This is a genomic window from Kitasatospora sp. NPDC114501 (genome assembly GCF_055633695.1).
Genome location: NZ_JBVKDS010000006.1, coordinates 232,449 through 250,184 on the forward strand (window position 1 = coordinate 232,449; position 17,736 = coordinate 250,184).

15 protein-coding genes are annotated in these 17,736 nt (G+C 73.9%); 3 read left to right on the top strand and 12 right to left on the bottom strand.

Translation table 11 applies throughout. From position 1 onward, the window contains the following. Nucleotides 1–215 precede the first annotated feature (215 nt). The gene (locus tag ACZ7RU_RS13820; RefSeq protein ID WP_470341124.1) at nucleotides 216–740 is read right to left on the bottom strand and encodes an ATP-binding protein; all 525 of its coding nucleotides are present in this window, start codon (nucleotides 738–740) and stop codon (nucleotides 216–218) included. Between the two features lie 312 nt (nucleotides 741–1,052). Here ACZ7RU_RS13820 and ACZ7RU_RS13825 point away from each other — a divergent pair, with 312 nt between their 5' ends. Further along, nucleotides 1,053–2,054 carry a PHP domain-containing protein gene (locus ACZ7RU_RS13825; RefSeq protein ID WP_470341125.1) on the top strand — a complete coding sequence of 334 codons (1,002 nt, stop codon included), beginning with the start codon at nucleotides 1,053–1,055 and terminating at the stop codon, nucleotides 2,052–2,054. Here ACZ7RU_RS13825 and ACZ7RU_RS13830 read toward each other — a convergent pair whose 3' ends face one another. The 5 genes from ACZ7RU_RS13830 to ACZ7RU_RS13850 all read right to left on the bottom strand — a co-directional run bounded on the left by ACZ7RU_RS13830 (nucleotide 2,055) and on the right by ACZ7RU_RS13850 (nucleotide 8,132). Beyond that, nucleotides 2,055–3,725: a multicopper oxidase family protein gene (locus ACZ7RU_RS13830; protein WP_470341126.1), complete on the bottom strand. Its 1,671-nt coding sequence runs from the start codon at nucleotides 3,723–3,725 to the stop codon at nucleotides 2,055–2,057. 117 nt (nucleotides 3,726–3,842) lie between these two features. Then, nucleotides 3,843–5,024 carry an ABC transporter ATP-binding protein gene (locus ACZ7RU_RS13835; RefSeq protein WP_470341127.1) on the bottom strand — a complete coding sequence of 394 codons (1,182 nt, stop codon included), beginning with the start codon at nucleotides 5,022–5,024 and terminating at the stop codon, nucleotides 3,843–3,845. A gap of 71 nt (nucleotides 5,025–5,095) precedes the next feature. After that, nucleotides 5,096–5,929: a carbohydrate ABC transporter permease gene (locus ACZ7RU_RS13840; protein ID WP_387747252.1), complete on the bottom strand. Its 834-nt coding sequence runs from the start codon at nucleotides 5,927–5,929 to the stop codon at nucleotides 5,096–5,098. Continuing rightward, nucleotides 5,926–6,858, bottom strand: coding sequence for a carbohydrate ABC transporter permease (locus tag ACZ7RU_RS13845; protein WP_470341128.1), 933 nt, complete (start codon nucleotides 6,856–6,858; stop codon nucleotides 5,926–5,928). Before ACZ7RU_RS13845 ends, ACZ7RU_RS13840 begins: the two co-directional genes overlap by 4 nt. Continuing rightward, complete coding sequence (locus ACZ7RU_RS13850; RefSeq protein ID WP_470341129.1) at nucleotides 6,855–8,132, bottom strand: ABC transporter substrate-binding protein; 1,278 nt, start codon at nucleotides 8,130–8,132, stop codon at nucleotides 6,855–6,857. Before ACZ7RU_RS13850 ends, ACZ7RU_RS13845 begins: the two co-directional genes overlap by 4 nt. Nucleotides 8,133–8,553: 421 nt before the next feature. Between ACZ7RU_RS13850 and ACZ7RU_RS13855 the strand changes: the two genes are divergently transcribed. Continuing rightward, on the top strand, nucleotides 8,554–9,411 hold the full coding sequence (locus tag ACZ7RU_RS13855) for a universal stress protein (protein ID WP_470341130.1): 858 nt from the start codon (nucleotides 8,554–8,556) through the stop codon (nucleotides 9,409–9,411). Between the two features lie 30 nt (nucleotides 9,412–9,441). Here the strand turns inward: ACZ7RU_RS13855 and ACZ7RU_RS13860 are convergent, their stop codons facing one another. Continuing rightward, nucleotides 9,442–9,861 carry a MarR family winged helix-turn-helix transcriptional regulator gene (locus ACZ7RU_RS13860; RefSeq protein ID WP_470341131.1) on the bottom strand — a complete coding sequence of 140 codons (420 nt, stop codon included), beginning with the start codon at nucleotides 9,859–9,861 and terminating at the stop codon, nucleotides 9,442–9,444. A 99-nt stretch (nucleotides 9,862–9,960) separates the two neighbouring features. Here ACZ7RU_RS13860 and ACZ7RU_RS13865 point away from each other — a divergent pair, with 99 nt between their 5' ends. After that, on the top strand, nucleotides 9,961–10,785 hold the full coding sequence (locus ACZ7RU_RS13865) for an SDR family oxidoreductase (RefSeq protein ID WP_470341132.1): 825 nt from the start codon (nucleotides 9,961–9,963) through the stop codon (nucleotides 10,783–10,785). An 86-nt stretch (nucleotides 10,786–10,871) separates the two neighbouring features. Here the strand turns inward: ACZ7RU_RS13865 and ACZ7RU_RS13870 are convergent, their stop codons facing one another. From ACZ7RU_RS13870 to ACZ7RU_RS13890, 5 genes are all read right to left on the bottom strand, one after another. After that, nucleotides 10,872–11,324 (bottom strand): MarR family winged helix-turn-helix transcriptional regulator, encoded by a 453-nt coding sequence (locus ACZ7RU_RS13870; protein ID WP_470341133.1) that lies wholly within the window; start codon nucleotides 11,322–11,324, stop codon nucleotides 10,872–10,874. After that, the gene (locus tag ACZ7RU_RS13875; protein WP_470341134.1) at nucleotides 11,324–12,787 is read right to left on the bottom strand and encodes an MFS transporter; all 1,464 of its coding nucleotides are present in this window, start codon (nucleotides 12,785–12,787) and stop codon (nucleotides 11,324–11,326) included. The genes ACZ7RU_RS13870 and ACZ7RU_RS13875 overlap by 1 nt, the downstream gene beginning before the upstream one ends. A gap of 171 nt (nucleotides 12,788–12,958) precedes the next feature. Beyond that, nucleotides 12,959–13,315 carry a zinc ribbon domain-containing protein YjdM gene (locus ACZ7RU_RS13880; RefSeq protein ID WP_470341135.1) on the bottom strand — a complete coding sequence of 119 codons (357 nt, stop codon included), beginning with the start codon at nucleotides 13,313–13,315 and terminating at the stop codon, nucleotides 12,959–12,961. A gap of 292 nt (nucleotides 13,316–13,607) precedes the next feature. Next, a complete protein-coding gene (locus tag ACZ7RU_RS13885) occupies nucleotides 13,608–15,710 on the bottom strand; it encodes a HelD family protein (RefSeq protein ID WP_470341136.1) in 2,103 nt (700 codons plus the stop codon). A gap of 125 nt (nucleotides 15,711–15,835) precedes the next feature. After that, nucleotides 15,836–17,455, bottom strand: coding sequence for an ADP-ribosyltransferase domain-containing protein (locus ACZ7RU_RS13890; RefSeq protein ID WP_470341137.1), 1,620 nt, complete (start codon nucleotides 17,453–17,455; stop codon nucleotides 15,836–15,838). Nucleotides 17,456–17,736: the final 281 nt, after the last annotated feature.

A 17,736-nucleotide genomic window follows, 5' to 3' on the forward strand; every position in this document is an offset into this window, starting at 1 on the left:
TCGCGGACCTCTTCCCCCAGGACCTGTGCCCGGCTTCTTCAAGCGCGGTCCCGGTGGCACCGTCCACGGTGCGGGAGCAGCCGGTTCGATCACGGCCGCTGCTCCACAGGTTCTACCCCGGGATCCGGGTCCGAACACCCGCGCAGGGGTTTTTCCCGCGCTGTCACCGCTGGAGGCCTCCCCGGCCGGACGCCGAGGAGCCCCCGACCGGCCGGTCAGGCCAGGCGCCCGTGGCGGTCCAGCCCGACGGACGGGAGCGCGACCTCCAGCCAGACCTGCTTCCCCCCGTCCTCCGGCGCGGAGCCCCAGGACCGCGCGAGCCGTTCCACCACGCGCAGGCCGTGCCGGCCGGGGCGGGCCGGGTCGGCGTACGGGCGCAGCTCGGGCAGCACCGGGCTGGAGTCCGCGACCTCCACGCGCAGCCGGCGCCCGTCCCACCTCAGCCGCAGCTCGTCCGGCCCGCCGCGGGTGTGCAGGCACGCGTTGGTGACCAGCTCCGAGACCATCAGCAGCACGTCCTCGGCCACCGTCAGCCGCTCCCCGTCCGCGGTCGGCAGCCAGCGCCAGGACCGCAGCGCCTCCCGGATGAAGTCACGGCCGGCCTGCACGGCGCCCACCCGGCCGGAGAACACCAACCGCCTGGTCTCGTCCCTGCCCGGGACCCGCACGGGCGACAGCGCCCCGAACGGGTCCGGTGTCCCGATCGGCCCCGGCAGCGGCACTCGTCCGTAACGGTCCATGCCCGATCTCCTCACGTCGGCCCGGATGGCGCGGCGGGCTCGGCGTCGCGCGGCCCGCCCGCCGAGCCGTGGGCCGGCTCGCCTCGTCGTCGTCCATGACCGGCGCCTGCCCGCCCCGGCCCCGGCTACACGCCCTCCGGGCGGGAACCGGAGGCACCCGTCCCGGCCCGCGCGGAAGGACCTCCGGGCGGGGATTGGAACGGCCTCCGCCCGGCAAGGCGCCCCTCATGCGGATCGACACACCCGCCGGCCCGCGCACCGTGACCACCGGCACCGCCCCCACCGCGGCGGTGCGGTGAGGCGGGCGCGACCGTGGACCCGGCACAGGCGCTGCGGCGGATCGCCTTCCTCCTGGAGTGGCAGGGCGCCTCGCCCTACCGGGTGCGGGCGTTCCACACCGCGGCCGAGGCCGTCCGCGGACTGCCGCCCGGCCCGGTGGACGCCGACGACGTCCGCCGGCTGCGGGGCGTCGGACCGGTCACCGCCGCGGTGATCGCCCAGGCCTCGGCCGGCGCGACCCCGCCGTACCTCGCCCGGCTGGAGGCCGAGGCCGGGCCCGCCGCGTCCGCCGGGTGGGACCTGCTGGCGGCGGCCCGGGGCGACTGCCACCTGCACTCCGACTGGTCCGACGGCGGTCATCCGTTCGAGGAGATGGCCGGCGCCGCCCGCGACCTCGGGCACGACTGGGCCGTGCTCACCGACCACTCCCCCCGGCTGACCATCGCGCACGGTCTCGAACCCGACCGGCTGCGCCGCCAACTCGACGCGGTGGCGGCCTGGAACGCCCACAACGGGCCGTTCCGGCTGCTGACCGGGATCGAGTGCGACATCCTGGAGGACGGCTCCCTTGACCAGCAGCCCGACCTGCTCGACCGGCTCGACCTGGTGGTGGCCTCCGTCCACTCGAAGCTGCGCTCCGAACCCGGACCGATGACGGCCCGGATGCTGGCGGCGGTCCGCGCGCCCCGCACCAACGTCCTGGGGCACTGCACCGGCCGGATCGTCACCGGCCGCGGCCGCCCGCCGTCCCGGTTCGACGCCGAGGCGGTGTTCGCGGCCTGCGCCGCCAGTGGGACGGCGGTGGAGATCAACTGCCGCCCCGAGCGCCGCGACCCGCCCGACGACCTGCTGCGCCTGGCCGCCGCGGCGGGCTGCCTGTTCGCCGTCGACACCGACGCCCACGCACCCGACCAGCTGCACTGGCTCACCTCCGGCTACGCCCGCGCGGCCCGCTTCGGCCTCGGCCCCGAGCGGCTGGTCACCACCTGGCCGCGCGAACGGCTGCTGGCCTGGACGGGCCGGACCCGCCGCTGATCAGCCCCGGCCCGACGCGGCCTCCCCCGCCCGCCCCGGCACCGGCCGCCGGCCCGGCCGCCGCGGTTCGACGTACTCGACCAGTTGCATCATGCCGAGGTCCTCGTGCTGGAGCTGGTGGCAGTGCAGGACGGTGCGGCCGGTGAAGTCCTCGTACCTGACCAGGAACGTGACGGTGTCGCCGGGCCTGCCGCCGGCCAGGTCGACGGTGTCCTGCCACACCGGCGGGTCGAGCCGTTCGCCGTTGCGGTGGGTGACCAGGACGTGGTTGGTGTGCAGGTGGAAGGGGTGGTGGAAGACCGGCTGGGTGTCGTCGGTGCGCAGGGTCCACCGCTCAACGGTGCCGAGTTCCAGGGTGTGGTTGACGTACTCGGGGTCGAACATGCCGTAGGCGGGGTCGCGGGCGAGGGCGGCCTCACCGTCGGCCCCGCCGTCTCCCCCATCGTCGGCCGTGGTGCCGGCGGCCGGGGTCGGGTGGCTGCCGAGGATGCGGTAGGCGTTGGGGAACGGCCGGTCGAAGGCGCCCGGGTCGACGTGGAAGACCACCGTGCGGTCCCCGTCGGGGTTGGCGATGTCCTCCTCGTCGAGGAAGGGCTTGCCCTGCGGCAGGGCGGTCGGCAACTCCATCGGCGGGTCGACGGCCTCCCCCGCCACCTCGACCGTCATCAGCGGGACGGAGACCCCCTCGGCGCGCAGTTCGTACGTCCCGGCCTCGCCGCCGCGCACCAGCACGTCGGCACGGCTGCCGGGGGCCAGCAGCACCGTCTCGGCGGCGACCGGCCCGGGGAAGGTCACGCCGTCCCGGGCGATCTGATGCATCGTCAATTCGGCATCGTCATCGATCAGTTGGAGCGTCAGCGTGGTGAACCCGGTCGCCGCCACCAACCGCCAGCGCTGGACCTCGCCGGGGCGCAGCACGAGCCCGGGGTTGACCTCGCCGTTGACGGTGAAGGTGGCCGGGGCGCCGGTGAGCGAGTTGTCGGCGGTGAACTCGGGGACCCTGCCGTCCCGGAGCCGGAGTTCGTTGACGCAGACCACGAGGTCGGCGGCGGCCGCGATCTCCGGCACCTCGTCGACGTCGCCCTCGACGACGATGACCCCGGCCATCCCCCCGCCGATCTGCTCGGCGGTGGCCCCGTGCGCGTGCGGGTGGTACCAGTACGTGCCGGCCGGGTGGTCGGCCGGGATCTCGATGACGGTCAGGTACTCCGGCTCGGCGGCGCCGGCCTCGACCTCCTCGGCCGTGCGCGGCGCGAACTCGCGCATCACGTTGTCGGCGTCCCCGGACGGGGAGACGTGCAGGCCGTGGGTGTGCAGGTTGAAGCTGTTCGGGCGGTGCGGGCGGTTGTGGCCGCCGCTGTACGCCGGATTGGGCGGCAGTCCGTTGACCTGGGTGAGCCGCAGGGTGTCGCCGCCGCGCACCCGCAGGGTCGGACCGGGGATGGTCCCGTTGTAGGTGCGCGTGGTGACGGTGCCGTAGCCCGGGACGCGGGTCTCGGTGAACCGCACGTCGAGCTTGTGGTCGAGCACCGCCCGCCGCGCCCCGGAGGCCCGCCGCGGGCTCCGCACGGCCGGCTGCGGGAAGGGGGGCGCCGCCGCCAGCGCGGGCCGGGCGAGGATGCCGTCGGAGGCCGCCACGAGGACGGCGGCTGCGGGGAGGGCCTTGAGCATCGATCGGCGACTGATTCCGACATTTTCTCTCATAGCCGGGCAATGTAGGTCGACTTCCGAACACCGACGCTCAGGCACACCGCGCGCCGTCGAGCGGTTGGGCCTTCCGTACCACCGCTACGAACGCTCGGGATGGGTCAGGTTGGCCCCGTCGCGCGGGTCGAAGACGTGGATGCGCGTGGTGTCCACCCAGAGCTCCAGCGGCCCGCCCTCGGCGGCCCGGGTGGCGGGGTTCAGCCGGGCGACCATCCCGTGCTCCCGCATGCCGGTGTCGGCCCGGCCCGAGTCGGCGGCGAGTTCGGCGAGTTCCTCGGTCGCCGCCGGTCCGCCCTCCTGCGCGAAGTGGACGAAGACGTCCGAGCCGACCGACTCCCGGACCTCGACGGTCACGGTGACGGTGACCCCGCCGGCGTGCCCCTCGGACAGGGCGGCGTCCTCGAAGTCCTCGGGGCGGATGCCGACGATCAGTTCGCGCGGCGCGTCCGCGCGCTCCAGGGCGCGCCGGGTGCGGTCGTCCAGCGGCAGGTCGCCCAACGCGGTGCGCAGAGCGCCCCGCTCCAGCCCGGCGCCGAGGAAGTTCATGCCGGGCGAGCCGATGAACCCGGCGACGAAGAGGTTCACCGGCTCGTCGTACAGCTCCTGCGGCGAGCCGACCTGCTGGACGACGCCGGAGCGCATCACCACCACCCGGTCGCCGAGCGTCATCGCCTCGACCTGGTCGTGGGTGACGTAGACGGTGGTGGTGCCCAGGCGGCGCTGGAGGGCGGCGATCTGGGTGCGCATCTGCACCCGGAGCTTGGCGTCCAGGTTGGACAGCGGCTCGTCCATCAGGAAGGCCTTGGGGTCGCGGACGATCGCCCGCCCCATCGCGACCCGCTGGCGCTGCCCGCCGGAAAGGTTGGCGGGCTTGCGGTCCAGGTGCCGGGTGAGGTCCAGGATCCGGGCGGCCTCCTCGACCTTGGCGGCGATGGTCGACTTGTCGACCTTGGCCAGGCGCAGCGCGAAGCCCATGTTGTCGCGCACGCTCATGTGCGGGTACAGGGCGTAGCTCTGGAAGACCATCGCGATGTCGCGGTCCTTGGGCGCGCGGTCGTTGACCACCTGCCCGGCGATCCGCAGGGTGCCCTCGGTGATGTCCTCCAGCCCGGCGATCATGTTGAGCGTGGTGGACTTGCCGCAGCCGGACGGGCCGACCAGGATCACGAACTCGCCGTCGGCGATGGTGAGGTTGACGTCGTGGACGGCGAGGGCGCCGTCGGGGTACCGCTTGGTGATGCCGTCGAGGACGATCTCGGCCACGATCCGCCTTCCTGGTCCGCCGGGTGGGGCGGGCTCATCCGTTGGGCCCCGCGTCGGGTCCCACGTCGGTCTCAACCCTTGACTGCGCCGGCGGTGAGCCCGGCGACGATGCGGCGCTGGAACAGCAGCACGAAGACCACGATCGGGATCGTGATGACCACGGCGGCGGCCGCGATCGAGCCGGTCGGCTGCTCGAACTGGGAGCTCCCGGTGAAGAAGGCGATCGCGGCCGGGACCGTCCGGGCCGAGGTGGTGGAGGTCAGCGAGATCGCGAACAGGAAGTCGTTCCAGCAGAAGATGAAGACCAGGATCCCGGTGGTGAACACGCCCGGTGCCGCCAGCGGCGCGATGACCAGCCGGAACGCCTGCCACGGCGTGGCGCCGTCCACCTTGGCCGCCTTCTCCAGGTCCCAGGGGATCTCCCGGAAGAACGCCGAGAGCGTGTAGATCGCCAGCGGCAGCGAGAAGGTCATGTACGGGATGATCAGCCCGGGCCAGGTGTCGAACAGGCCGAGCACCCGCTCGATGTCGAACAGCGGCGAGACCAGCGAGATCGGCGGGAACATCGCGATCAGCAGGGACACCCCGATCAGCAGCCGCTTGCCGGGGAAGCGCAGCCGGGCCACCGCGTACGCGGCCATGGTGCCGAGCACGACGGCGACGGTGGTGGCGATCACCGCGATGCCGACCGAGTTGACCAGGGCGCGGGTGAACTCCGAGGTCTGGAAGATGCCGCGGTAGTTGGCCAGGGTCCACCGGCGGGGCACGAAGTCGCCGTCGGAGAGGGTGCTCGGGTCCTTGAAGGAGAGCGCCACGATCCACCAGACCGGGAAGAGCGCGTAGAGCACGACCACCAGGTTGGCGACGCCCCAGCCGGTCAGGGTCCGGGTGTGCCGGCCGCTCATCGCCGCTCCGGTTCCGCGCCGGGTGCCGCCGTGCCGAACAGCTTGACGAAGACCAGGGCGATCAGCGCCACGCAGACGAAGATCAGCACCGAGATCGCCGAGCCGATGCCCAGGTTGAGCGCCGTGAACAGGTTGTCGTAGCCGAGGATCGACACCGATCCGGTGCCGTTGGAGCCGCTGGTCAGCACGTAGATGTTGTCGAAGATCCGGAAGGCGTCCAGGGTGCGGAACAGCAGCGCCACCAGGATCGCCGGCTTCATCAGCGGCAGGACCACCAGCCGCAGCCGCTGCCCGGAGCTCGCGCCGTCCACCATCGCCGCCCGGACCGTCTCCTCCGGGACGAGGGCCAGGCCGGCGAGCAGCAGCAGCGCCATGAACGGGGTGGTCTTCCACACCTCCGCGAGGATGATCAGACCGACCGCCGGCCACTGCTCGGTCAGCGGGGCGCTGCCCTCCGGCAGCAGGGCGGCCAGGTAGCCGGTGCCCGGCGTCCAGGCGTACTGCCAGGAGTAGGCCGCGACCACCGTGACGATCCCGTACGGCACCAGCACGGCGGTGCGCACGGTGCCGCGTCCGAAGACCGTGCGGTGCATCACCAGTGCGAGCGCCAGGCCGAGCACCAGCTCGGCGGCCACCGACACCACGGTGATCAGCACGGTGACGCCGAGCGCCTGCCACCACACCGGCGAGGTCAGCACCGCGCCGTAGTTGGCGAGCCCGACCCAGTGCGCCTGTTCGGGGAAGCGCAGGTCGTAGCGCTGGAGGGACAGGTAGACGGCGTAGCCGATCGGATAGGCGGTGACGGCCAGCATGACGATCACCGCGGGGGCGCACAGCAGCAGGCCCAGCCTGCGCTCCTGGCGGGCTCCGCTCGACGGCCCGGCGGGTGCCGGTACGGCTGCGGCGGCGGTCTCGGTGGACGGTGTCACGGGATCAGCCCCTTCGAACCGAGGGCGTCCCGGATCTGCCCGCGGAGGTCGGCCACGTCCTTCTCCGGGTGGATGCCGGCGGGCGGGGAGAGTGTGTGCGAGACGGCGATGGAGACGTTCTGGTAGGCCGGGGTCTGCGGGCGCACGCTGGCGGAGTCGAGGGCGGCCAGCACGTCGGCGGCGAACGGGTAGCTGGCGGTGAGCTCGGCCGTCCCGTACAGGCTGCGCAGCGAGGGCGGCAGGCCGCCCTTCAGCGCGTTGGTGAGCTGGTTGTCCCGGTCGCGCAGGCAGAGGGTGGCCTCGGCGGCGAGGTCGGGGTGCCGGCCGTAGGCGCCCACCGCGAGGTCGATCCCGCCGATGGTGACGCTGGCGGGGCGGTCGGCGCTCACCGCGGGGTACGGGGCCCAGCGGAAGTGCGGGAACAGCTCCGGCCGGTTGGCCTTCATCGACGGGTAGACGAACGGGTAGTTGAGTTCGAAGGCGGCCGTGCCGGACTCCATGGCGAGCCGGTTCTGGTCCTCCATCTGGTTCGGCAGCGAGGGGTCGGCGGCCACGGACGCCGCCAGGTCGCGCATCACCCCGGCGGCCGTGACGGCGGGCGCCCCGAGCGAGGGCGCCTGGGCGTCCGGGGTGAGGATCGTCCCGCCCGCGCTGGTGACCAGCGTGTTGAACCAGACCGTCAGCCCCTCGTACTGGGAGCCCTGGACCTCCACGAGGTGCGGCTTGCCCTCGCGGGCCAGCCCCTGCGCCAGGGAGAGCATCTCCGCCCAGGTCCGGGGCGGGGTGGGCACCAGGTCGTCGCGGTACCAGAGCAGCTGGGTGTTGGAGTTGTACGGCACCGCGTACAGCCGGTCCCGCCAGGTCGCGGTCCGCACCGCCGCGTCGAGGGTGTCGGCGGTGGCCCGCTCGCGCATCTCCCCCGTCCACTCGCGGATCCAGCCGGCCTCGGCGAACTCGGCGGGCCAGGTGACGTCCAGGCCCAGGATGTCCACGTCGGCGTCGTGCGCCGCCATCCGGCGCACCAGCTGCTGGCGCTGGCCGTCGGCGCCCCGGGGCAGCTTGTTGTAGCGGATCGCGTAGCGGCCGCCGGACTGCCGCCCGCAGCGGTCGGCGGCCTGCTGGAGGGCGCCCGAGTCGTCCGGGAAGTTGTACCAGTTCAGGACCACCGGGCCGCCGCTGCCGCCGCCCCCGCAGCCCGCCAGGGCGGAGGCGAGCACGGCCAGTCCGGCGGCGGCGCTCGCCCACCGCGAGCGGAAAGCGGGAACCCTCGGCATCGTTCTCCCGGGCTGGGACGGACGGTCCGGCCGACCCTAGCCCGGGCACCCCCGGCCGGCCCGGGTGTGCCGCGCCGCCGGCCGGCCGACCAGCCGGACGGCGGAACCGGCGCCGGCACCGGCACCGCCCGCAACGGCCTCGACCCGGCGGGGCGCGCCGCCCGGTCACCCTCCGTACGGCGGCCCCGGCGCCGGGAGGCGCCGACCGGGGGCGGCGCGGATACTGGGCCGCACCGGAACCTCCGCAGGCCGCGGCCGTACGGGATGCCGGGGCCGCGATGCCGAGGCCGGGACCGAGGCCCTACGAGATGCCGAGGCCGCGATACCGAGGCCGTACGGGATGCCGGGGCCGGGATACCGAGACCGCGATGCCGGGGCCGTACGGGGATGCCGAGGCCGCGCCGGAACCGAGGAGCACACCGTGACCGGACCCACCGGAGCCGTCGTCGTCGGATTCGACGGCTCTCCCCCGAGCCTGGCCGCCGCCGCGTGGGCCGCCCGCGAGGCGCAGCGCCGCGGCCTGCGGCTGGACGTCCTCCAGGCCTGGCCCCGGCCGAAACACCTCGCGCCGGGGAGCAGTTCGGGCGACCACCAGGCCTTGGCGCAACTCGCCGAGCACGAGGGCGAGTTGCGGGCCCTCGCGCCGGAGGTGGCGGTCACCGCCGGGTCCGTGGCCGGCGACCCCGTCGAGGCGCTGGAGGCCGCCTCCCGGGAGGCCGCCGTCCTGGTGCTGGGCTCGCGCGGGCTGGGCACGCTGCGCGGGTTCCTGGTCGGTTCGGTGAGCCAGGAGGTGCTGCGCCGGGCGGCCTGCCCCGTGGTGCTGGTGCGCGCCGACGCGGAGGAGCCCGCGGGCGCGGTGACGGTCGGCCTGGACCTCGCCCGGCCGGCGGAGGGCGTGCTGGCCTTCGCCTTCGAGTCCGCCGCGGTCCGCTCGGCGCCGCTGCGGGTGGTGCACGTCTGGCCGCCCCCGGCCGGCAGCGAGCACATGGCGTTCGGGGCGATCGGCGGTCTCGAGGGCGAGGCGTCCGCGGCCGAGAGCGGCGGGCTCGAGCAGGCCCTGGCGCCCTGGCGGGCCCGGTACCCCGAGGTGGAGGTGACCACGGAGCTGCTCCGGGGCAAGCCCGCCGTGGGCCTGGTCGACGCCGCGGCGACGGCCCGGCTGCTGGTCGTCGGCCGCCGTCTGCGGCGGTTGCCGCTGCTCCACCACCACCTCGGCCCGGTGGCGCACGCCGCGATCCACCACGTGCACTGCCCGGTGGCGGTCGTCCCGTACGAGTGACCGCGGAGCCTCCGCCTCCGGGGGCGGCCGTCAGGCCTCCAGGACCAGCCGCAGGAGTTCCCGCAGGGTCTCGCGCTGCCCCTCGCCGAGCCGGGCCAGCGGGTCGCCGGCGAAGGGCATCCGGGCGCGCAGGTCGGCGGCGACCTCCCGCCCGGCAGCGGTGGCGGCGACGTGCTTGACGCGGCGGTCGCCGGGATCGACGCTGCGCTCGACCAGGCCCCGGGCCTCCAGCCGGTCGATGATCACGGTCACGTTGGACGGCTCGGCGTGCAGCCGCTCGGCGATCCGGCGGGTCGGGACCGGCGCCTCGGCGGCCAGCAGCGCCTTGGCCTGCAACGGGGTCAGGTCGTGGACCGCCGCGGCGGCCTCGGACTCCCGGCCGTAGCGGCGGTTGACGGCCGCGAAGAGTCCGACGATCTCGCTGGTGAGGTCATCCGATGGGTGGGACATGTCGACCAGGGTAGCCAGGTGCTTGACAGAGTGAAATGTCAGGGCACATAGTTATGGCTCATATTGGTTATGATCCATAAGCATCTGGGGTACAGCGAGATGAGCGACAGGACCGTCCTGATCACCGGCACCTCCTCCGGCATCGGCCTGGCCACCGCCGTCGCCGCCGCCCGCGGCGGCTGGCACGTGATCGCCACCATGCGGAACACCGCGAAGGCCGGCGCGCTGCTGGCGGCCGCGACGGCGGCCGGGGTCACCGTCGAGGTCCGCGCACTGGACGTGACCGACCCGGCGTCGGTCGCGGCCTGCCTGGCCGGCCTCGACCGGCTGGACGCACTGGTCAACAACGCCGGCGCGGGCCACATCGGCACCCTGGAGCAGGAGAGCGTGGACGCCGTCCGCGCCGTCATGGAGGTCAACTTCTTCGGGGTCCTGAACGTCACCAAGGCCGCCCTGCCCCTGCTGCGGGCGAGCCGGGGCCGGCTGCTCACCGTGACCAGCGTCGGCGGTGTGGTCGGCCAGCCCTTCAACGAGGCCTACTGCGCGGCCAAGTTCGCGGTCGAGGGCTTCATGGAGTCCCTTGCCCCGGTCGCGGCCACCGCCGGCGTGTCCGTCAGCGTCGTCGAACCGGGCGCGGTGGCCAGCGAGTTCGTCGACAACGTGGGCCTCACCGACGACGCGCCGCAGCAGGCCGGCCCGTACGCCCCGGCCCTGGTCGCCTACCTGGAGCGCACCCGCGGCGCCTTCGCCGCCGCGCAGGCGCCCGAGGACGTCGCCGCCCGCATCCTCGGGCTGCTCACCGCCGAGCGGCCCGCCTTCCGCCTGCTCACCTCCGACGCCGCCCGGGCCTTCGCCGGCACGAAGCTCAAGGACCTCGACGGCTCGGCCGTCCAGACCCTCACCGCCGGCTGGGTCGCCCACTGATCCCCGGCCCCGGAGCGCCGGAACCGGAACGCCGGATCCGTGGCCCGAGCGGTCGGCGGTTCAGCGGCGGCGGCCCGGGGGGCAGGTCAGCCCAGGAGCTTCGCCAGCACCCGGTCGAGCACCCGGAGGTCCTCCGGGGGCAGCGCGAGCAGCGCGTCCGGCGGGGTGGTGAGGATCCCGGTGGCGAGCGCGGCCTTCGCCTCGCCCTCCTCGGTGAGATGGACCAGCTTGGAGCGCCGGTCGGCCGGGTTGGTGATGCGTTCGGCGAGGCCACGCCGCACCAGGTCGTCCACGATGACGCTGGTGTACGGCGGGTCGGCGGTCAGCCGCTCGGCCAGCTCCCGCAGGGTGATCGGGCCGGCGGCGAGCCGGCGCAGCGCCCGGACCCGGCTGAAGCTCATGCCGAGGGCTTCGGCGACGGTCTTGCGGCGGTCGTGGCGCTCCAGCACGAGCGCGTTCATCCCCTGCCAGACCCGCGCCGCCGTTCCGGCGTCCGCCTCGTCCCCCTCCGGGTGCCCACCGGCCTCCAGGCGCTCCATCAGGCGTCCACCGTCTCCTTCGTGTCCTTGGTTCCCTCGGCCGCCTCCTCGGCGGCGAGCCGCTGCGCCGTGCGCTCGGCCGTCGCCCGGGCCCAGCGGCCCGAGGTGAGCGTACCGGTGACCAGCACGGCGGCCCCGCAGCCGGCGATGATCCACCACGCCGTCCGGGCCGCGCCGGTGAAGGCCGCCGGGTCCGCCTGGGCGGCCCCGGCCATCAGGGCGCCGATCACCGCGACGCCCAGGGACTGGCCGACCTGCCGGCTGGTGGAGGCGACGGCGGCCGCCACCCCGGCCTGCGAGCGCGGCATCCCGGAGACGGCGGTGTTGGTGATGGGCGCGTTGACCAGTCCGAAGCCGGTGCCGAAGAGCAGGAAGGCGAGGACCAGCAGACCGCTCGGCACGTGCTCGGAGTAGCCGACCGCCTGGAGCACCGCGCTCGCGGTCAGCGTCGTCCCGGCCAGCAGCAGCGGCGTGCGCGGCCCCCGGGTGGCGACCATCCGGCCGGACAGCGGCGCGGCGAGCAGCGACATGACCGCCATCGGCAGCATGAACAGCCCGGCGTGCAGCGGGTCCAGGCCGCGGACGTCCTGGAGGTACAGCGAGCTGAGGAAGAGGAAGCCGCCGAGGCCGGCGAAGGCGGCGACCGCGATCACGGTGGCGCCGGAGAAGGGCGCGGAGCGGAAGAACCGCAGGTCGATCAGCGGGTCGGTGCGCCGGGGCTCGTACCACAGCAGTCCCAGCAGCGCGCCGAGCGCCGCCGCCGTGCAGCCGAGCACCACGGGCGAGGTCCAGCCGCGCTCCGGCGACTCGATGATCGCGCAGGTGAGGGCGGCGAGCAGCACGACGACCAGCAGCTGGCCGACCGGGTCCACCCGGCGGGTGCGGGCGGCCCGGGACTCCGGCACGTAGCGGGTGGTGAGGAAGAGCGCGGCCAGGCCGATCGGGACGTTGATCCAGAAGATCGCCCGCCAGCCGGCCGACTCCACCAGCGCCCCGCCGATGATCGGCCCGGCAGCCATGCTGATGCCGACCACGCCGCTCCAGACGCCGATCGCGCGGGCGCGCTGGCGGGAGTCGGTGAAGGTGTTGCTGATGATCGACATGGCGACGGGGTTCAGCATCGACCCGCCGACCGCCTGGAGCATCCGGGCGGCGATCAGCCAGCCGAGCCCGGGGGCCAGGCTGCACAGCAGGGAGGCCGCGGTGAACACCACCAGGCCGATCCGGAACACCCGGCGGCGGCCGATCCGGTCGGCGGTCGAGCCGGAGAGCATCAGCAGGCTCGCCAGCACCAGGGTGTAGGCGTCGACCGTCCACTGGAGTCCGGACACCGAGGTGTCCAGGTCGCGCCGGATCGCGGGCAGGGCCACGTTCATGATGGTGATGTCGAGGCTGACGATCAGCAGGCTCATGCAGCAGATGGCGAGCACGAGCCATGGCCGCGTTCGGGCGGCAGGGGGCATGACGGACGCTCCAACGGTTAGTTGTATTGCTGTAATCATTGTGAGCATACAACTAACTCGGGAGGCGACTCCACCCTCGACCGGGCCCCGACGGGCCCCGACCGGCCCCGAAAACGGAACGGCCGCGCCCCGCCGATCTCCTCGGCGGGGCGCGGCCGTTCGGACCGCGGGTCAGGCCTTCTTGACCACGCTGGACTTGAGCTGCATGGCCCCGAAGCCCTCGATGCGGCAGTCGATGTCATGCCCGTCGACACCGTCCACCAGGCGGATGTTGCGCACCTTGGTACCGGCCTTGATGCCGGAGGCACTGCCCTTGACCTTGAGCGCCTTGATCACCGTCACGGTGTCGCCGTCGCTCAGCGGGTTGCCGACCGCGTCCTTGATCACGCGCTCGCCGGCCGGCGCACCGGCCTGGTCGGCACCGCCGGGCACCCACTCGTGGGCGCACTCGGGGCAGACCATGAGGGCGTTCATCTCATAGGTGTACTCACTGGAGCACTGCGGACACGGGGGGAGGTTGTCGCTCATGGGTTCAGGCATCCAGGGTGTTCGAAGGGATCCGCGGGACGAGTGCGGAGGTCAGTGCGGGTGCCGGGGCCGGCCGACTGCGATCGCCACCGTGCGCCTCGGACCGGTCCGACCGATCCAACGGCACGCCAGCATGTATGAACTTGAAGAATTTTTCAAACCACTTGTTTCACATGTGATCGACTCCGACAGGAGCGATCTCCGCGGTCGGCGGCTTCGGCGCGATCACGGGCCCGCCGCCTATCCCGCCCTCCCGCACCGCGCCGCCACCCGCCCCGAACGCGCCCCGCCCTCACCCGCCGAGCGGCGCGGGCAACGGACGGGAGTGCAGGACGTCCAGCCGGGAGACGGCCCTGGTCACCACCACGTACAGCCGGTGCAGGCCGCGCGGCTCGGCCTCCACGATGGCGGCCGGCTCCAGCACCACCACGTGGTCGTACTCCAGCCCCTTCACCAGCGAGGCCGGCAGCACCGTCACCCGCGTCGCGGTGCCGACCTGTTCGGCCGCCCCGGTCGGGATGCCCGCGGCGAGGAGCGCCTCGGCGGCCGCCGCCACCGCGCCGTCCGCCGCGATCACCGCGATCGAGCCCTCGCGCCCCAGCGCGGCCCGTACCGCCGCCACCGCAGCTCCGCCCAGGCCGCCGCCGGCCACCCGCCGCACCGTCAGCTCGCCGTCCTGCCGCAGCGACACGGCCGGCGGCACGTCCACGTCCAGGGCGCCCAGCAGGGTGTTGGCCAGTGCCATGACGGCGGCCGGGACGCGGAAGCCGGTGGTCAGCGGCACCACCGCGGCCTGCGGCTTGCCCAGGTGGGCGAGCTGCTCGGACCAGCTGCGGGCGGCCCACGGGGCCGTCGCCTGGGCGAGGTCGCCGAGGACGGTGAGGGAGCCGAAGGCGCTGCGCCGGGCGATCGCCCGGCACTGCATCGGGGAGAGGTCCTGGGCCTCGTCCACCACCACGTGGCCGAAGCCGGCCGGGCGCTCGATCAACCCGGCCACCTCGTCCAGGAGCATCAGGTCGTGCTCGGACCACCTGGCGCTCTTCTCCGAGCGCGGCGGCCTGCACCACAGGACCGCCGCCTGCTCCTCGGGACCCAGCACCCCGTCGGCGGCCTCGGCCAGCACGGCCGGGTCGCTCAGCAGCGCGGCGACCACGGCCTCCGGACGCAGTTGGGGCCAGGCGGCCTCCAGGAAGGCCGCGACCGGCTTGCAGCGGCCGGTCCTCCGCGACCAGGCGCCGGACCGGACGCCGGTCCGCCGCTCGGCCTGGTCCTGGAGCATCGCCACCACCCGGGTGCGCAGGCTCTCCCGGCCGATCGCGTACGGCGGCGCCTGCTCGCGCAGTTCGGCGATCGTCCGGTCGAGCCGCTCCGGCGACACCCGCCAGCGGTAGGAGCCGTCCGGGACGACCAGCGGCTCCGAGCCCGTCGTCCGGATCCGGCCGTACAGCGCCCGGCGCAGCACCGTCGCCATCCGCGCGTCCTGCTTGACGGCGGCGGCCCGCTCGTCGTCCACCGAGGTGACCGGCCGGGTGGCGACCAGGTCCTCGACGGTGCTCTGGGTGACGTCGATCTCGCCGAGCGCGGGGAGCACCTCGGCGATGTAGCGCAGGAAGGTCGGATTGGGGCCGATGACCAGCAGGCCGCTGCGCCGGATCCGCTGCGGGAAGCTGTAGAGCAGGTACGCGGCGCGGTGCAGTCCGACGGCCGTCTTGCCGCTGCCGGGCGCGCCCTGGACGCAGACCGACTCGCTCAGCTCGCCCCGCACCAGGACGTCCTGTTCGGGCTGGATGGTGGCGACGATGTCCCGCATCGGGCCGGTGCGTGGCCGCTCGATCTCGGCGGCCAGGATGCCACCCGCCCGGCTGGAACCGGCGGAGCCGTCGGCGCCACCGGCTCCGCGGGGCCCGGCGGGGCCGCCGAGGGGCTCGTCCTCCAGCCCCGTCAGTTCCTCGGGCGCGCCCAGACTCCACGGCGCCCAGCCGAACCGGCGGCGCCGCGCGAGCCCGAGCGGGGCGTGGGCGCTCGCCTGGTAGAACGCCCGGGAGACCGGGGCCCGCCAGTCGACCACCAGCGGCGGCACCGTCGGGTCGTCGGAGATCCGCCGGCGGCCCACGTAGTAGCGCTGGCGCCGGTGGTCGCCGGCCTCCGCCGTGTCGGCGAAGTCGAGGCGGCCGAAGAACGACGGGCTCTCCGGCAGCTCGCCCATCCGCTTGGCGCGGGTGCGCAGGTACCGGCCGAGCGCCTCCGCGCTGGCGCCGTCGCCGGAGACGTCCTCCCCGGCGACGACCTGGTGGCCCGCGTCCTCGACCTGCCGGGCCGTCGCCGCCCGGCAGACCTCGACGTAGGCCCGCTCCCGTTCCAGTTCGCCGTCGAGGGCGTGGGTTTCCGAGGTCATCGTTCGCGTCCCTTCCCGCACTACGGGCTCACCTGTCGCTCGAAGTCCCAGCATAACTTAACCCAGTAAAAATACTGACTTGGTTAATGACTTCGCGCTCCGAAGGCAGGTCCGGCCCGGACCTCTCAGGACACCAGGGGCGCCTCCTCCAGCTCCGTCAGCGTCACAGTGCACAGGCCGCCCCGCTCGGCCCGCACCTCGGTGACCTCCAGCTGGGTGCCGGGCAGCAGGATGAACTCCTCCTCGCCGGTGAACGCCGAGAACTTCTGGATGCCGGCGGCCCGCACCGGACGCACCTCGAAGAGCGTCCGCTTGCCCCGGCTGCCGAGGAAGGACTGCGCCACCCCGAGCTTGGAGGTGCAGGAGGACACGCCCCACCACGTCACCGTCCTACCGAGCGGGTACTGCCGCCGCAGGTCCAGCGACACCCCGCGCCACAGCGGCGCGGTGCGGACGGGCAGCCGCGACACCGCAGCGAACAGCAGCCGCAGGTACGGCAGGTAGGGCACCAGCCGGCCGCGGTCCGGCGAGCGCAGCACCGCGTTGATCTCCCGGTAGAACGCGGACTCGCAGGTGTACAGGTACAGCGCGGCGACCTCGTCGGCGGACAGGCCGGTGGCCGCCTCGTCGGCCCGCCGCTTGCCGAAGTCGTGCGACAGCGCGACGTGCCGGTCCAGGCCGCGCAGCAGCTCGGCTACCGGCGAGACCGCCTCCCGGAAGCCCATCAGCGGGGTGTCGAACACGCCGGTGATGGCGGGCAGGACGAGGCCCTCGTCCTTCACCCCGGCGAGTCGGTCCAGGTAGAGCTGGTGCAGCTCCATGGTGGAGGCGATGAAGGCGCCCATCCGCTCGGCGACCCCGTCCGCCGCCCCGCCGCCCGGCGCCGACGCCGCGTCCCAGCCGGTGCTGGGCAGCCAGTCGACCTCGTCGGCGCCGAGCGAGGCGAGGGCGGCGTTCACCGTGGCGAAGTGCTCGCCGTCGCAGAAGATGTCGCCCTGCGCCGCCGGGTTGGCGTGGTCGATGTGCCGGACCTCGACCTCTGGGTACCTCTTCTGCAGCCGCAGGACGACGTTCTTCAGGCTGCGCGCGTGCGCGCCCCACCAGGCGAAGACCACAAAGCGGTCCTCCTCGGCGGCCTGCTGCTTGGCCCGGAGGATCTCCTCCACGATCCGCTCGGCGACCGGCCGCCAGAACCCGGTGTGCTGGTCCGGCCCCATCGCGCCGTCACCGCTCGCGGTGAGCGCCGCGTTCAGCAGCAGCACGCCCTGGGTGAGCATCGCCTGGAACCACTCCGGCGGCTGGACCGTCTCCTGCTTCTTCAGCAGCGCCCGTATGTCGGCGATCGGCGTCTTCTTGGGGATCCCGTACTTCCACATCGCCGCGGCCTTGATGAGGCAGCGGATGCTGATCACCCGGCCGAACTGGCTGTCCTTCCAGTCGTGGAAGGTGTTGTCGAACATCGCGATGCCGGTGGCGCTCTCCGGCCTCGGGTACGGGTTCTGCCCGAAGACCACGACCTTCCACTTGTGCGGCGCGTGCGGCTTGAGCGCCTGGAAGGTCAGCTCGCGGACCGGGACGACCTCCGGGCTGCGGCCGGGGCCGATGAACGAGGCCGCGCCGGGCTGCGCCTCGATGACCGGCTTCAGCAGCGGCAGCCACGGCTCGCCGCCGCCCGTGAAGAGCTCCGCGAGGGCGAGCGGGTCGTTCGGGTCGGGCTGGGTGGCGGGGGTGTCGACAGCGCTCATGGTGGTGCTACTCCGGCTGGTCGGACCGTACGAACAACAGACGAACGGCAGGTGATGGACCGTCAGCTTCCCTGGCGGACACCACAGTCCTACCAGCCGGCACTGACAGTCCCGGCCGCCCCGAACGGGCGCGGACCAGGGCGGACGGGGGCCGGACGGATTGTCAGTGCCGGGCGCTAGCTTCGTCGGTGTCACCAAGGAACCGGTCCGACCGGCCACGGCCGGCCCGCCCGCCGGCCCGCCCGCGGGACCACCACCCGGCCACCCCACCGACAGGAGCC

What these genes read in the sequence shown, in the direction of transcription:
- ACZ7RU_RS13820 (WP_470341124.1), bottom strand. Translation starts at nt 740, where the DNA reads ATGGACCGTTACGGACGAGTGCCGCTGCCGGGGCCGATCGGGACACCG.
- ACZ7RU_RS13830 (WP_470341126.1), bottom strand. Translation starts at nt 3,725, where the DNA reads ATGCTCAAGGCCCTCCCCGCAGCCGCCGTCCTCGTGGCGGCCTCCGAC.
- ACZ7RU_RS13840 (WP_387747252.1), bottom strand. Translation starts at nt 5,929, where the DNA reads ATGAGCGGCCGGCACACCCGGACCCTGACCGGCTGGGGCGTCGCCAAC.
- ACZ7RU_RS13850 (WP_470341129.1), bottom strand. Translation starts at nt 8,132, where the DNA reads ATGCCGAGGGTTCCCGCTTTCCGCTCGCGGTGGGCGAGCGCCGCCGCC.
- ACZ7RU_RS13860 (WP_470341131.1), bottom strand. Translation starts at nt 9,861, where the DNA reads ATGTCCCACCCATCGGATGACCTCACCAGCGAGATCGTCGGACTCTTC.
- ACZ7RU_RS13865 (WP_470341132.1), top strand. Translation starts at nt 9,961, where the DNA reads ATGAGCGACAGGACCGTCCTGATCACCGGCACCTCCTCCGGCATCGGC.
- ACZ7RU_RS13870 (WP_470341133.1), bottom strand. Translation starts at nt 11,324, where the DNA reads ATGGAGCGCCTGGAGGCCGGTGGGCACCCGGAGGGGGACGAGGCGGAC.
- ACZ7RU_RS13875 (WP_470341134.1), bottom strand. Translation starts at nt 12,787, where the DNA reads ATGCCCCCTGCCGCCCGAACGCGGCCATGGCTCGTGCTCGCCATCTGC.
- ACZ7RU_RS13880 (WP_470341135.1), bottom strand. Translation starts at nt 13,315, where the DNA reads ATGAGCGACAACCTCCCCCCGTGTCCGCAGTGCTCCAGTGAGTACACC.
- ACZ7RU_RS13885 (WP_470341136.1), bottom strand. Translation starts at nt 15,710, where the DNA reads ATGACCTCGGAAACCCACGCCCTCGACGGCGAACTGGAACGGGAGCGG.
- ACZ7RU_RS13890 (WP_470341137.1), bottom strand. Translation starts at nt 17,455, where the DNA reads ATGAGCGCTGTCGACACCCCCGCCACCCAGCCCGACCCGAACGACCCG.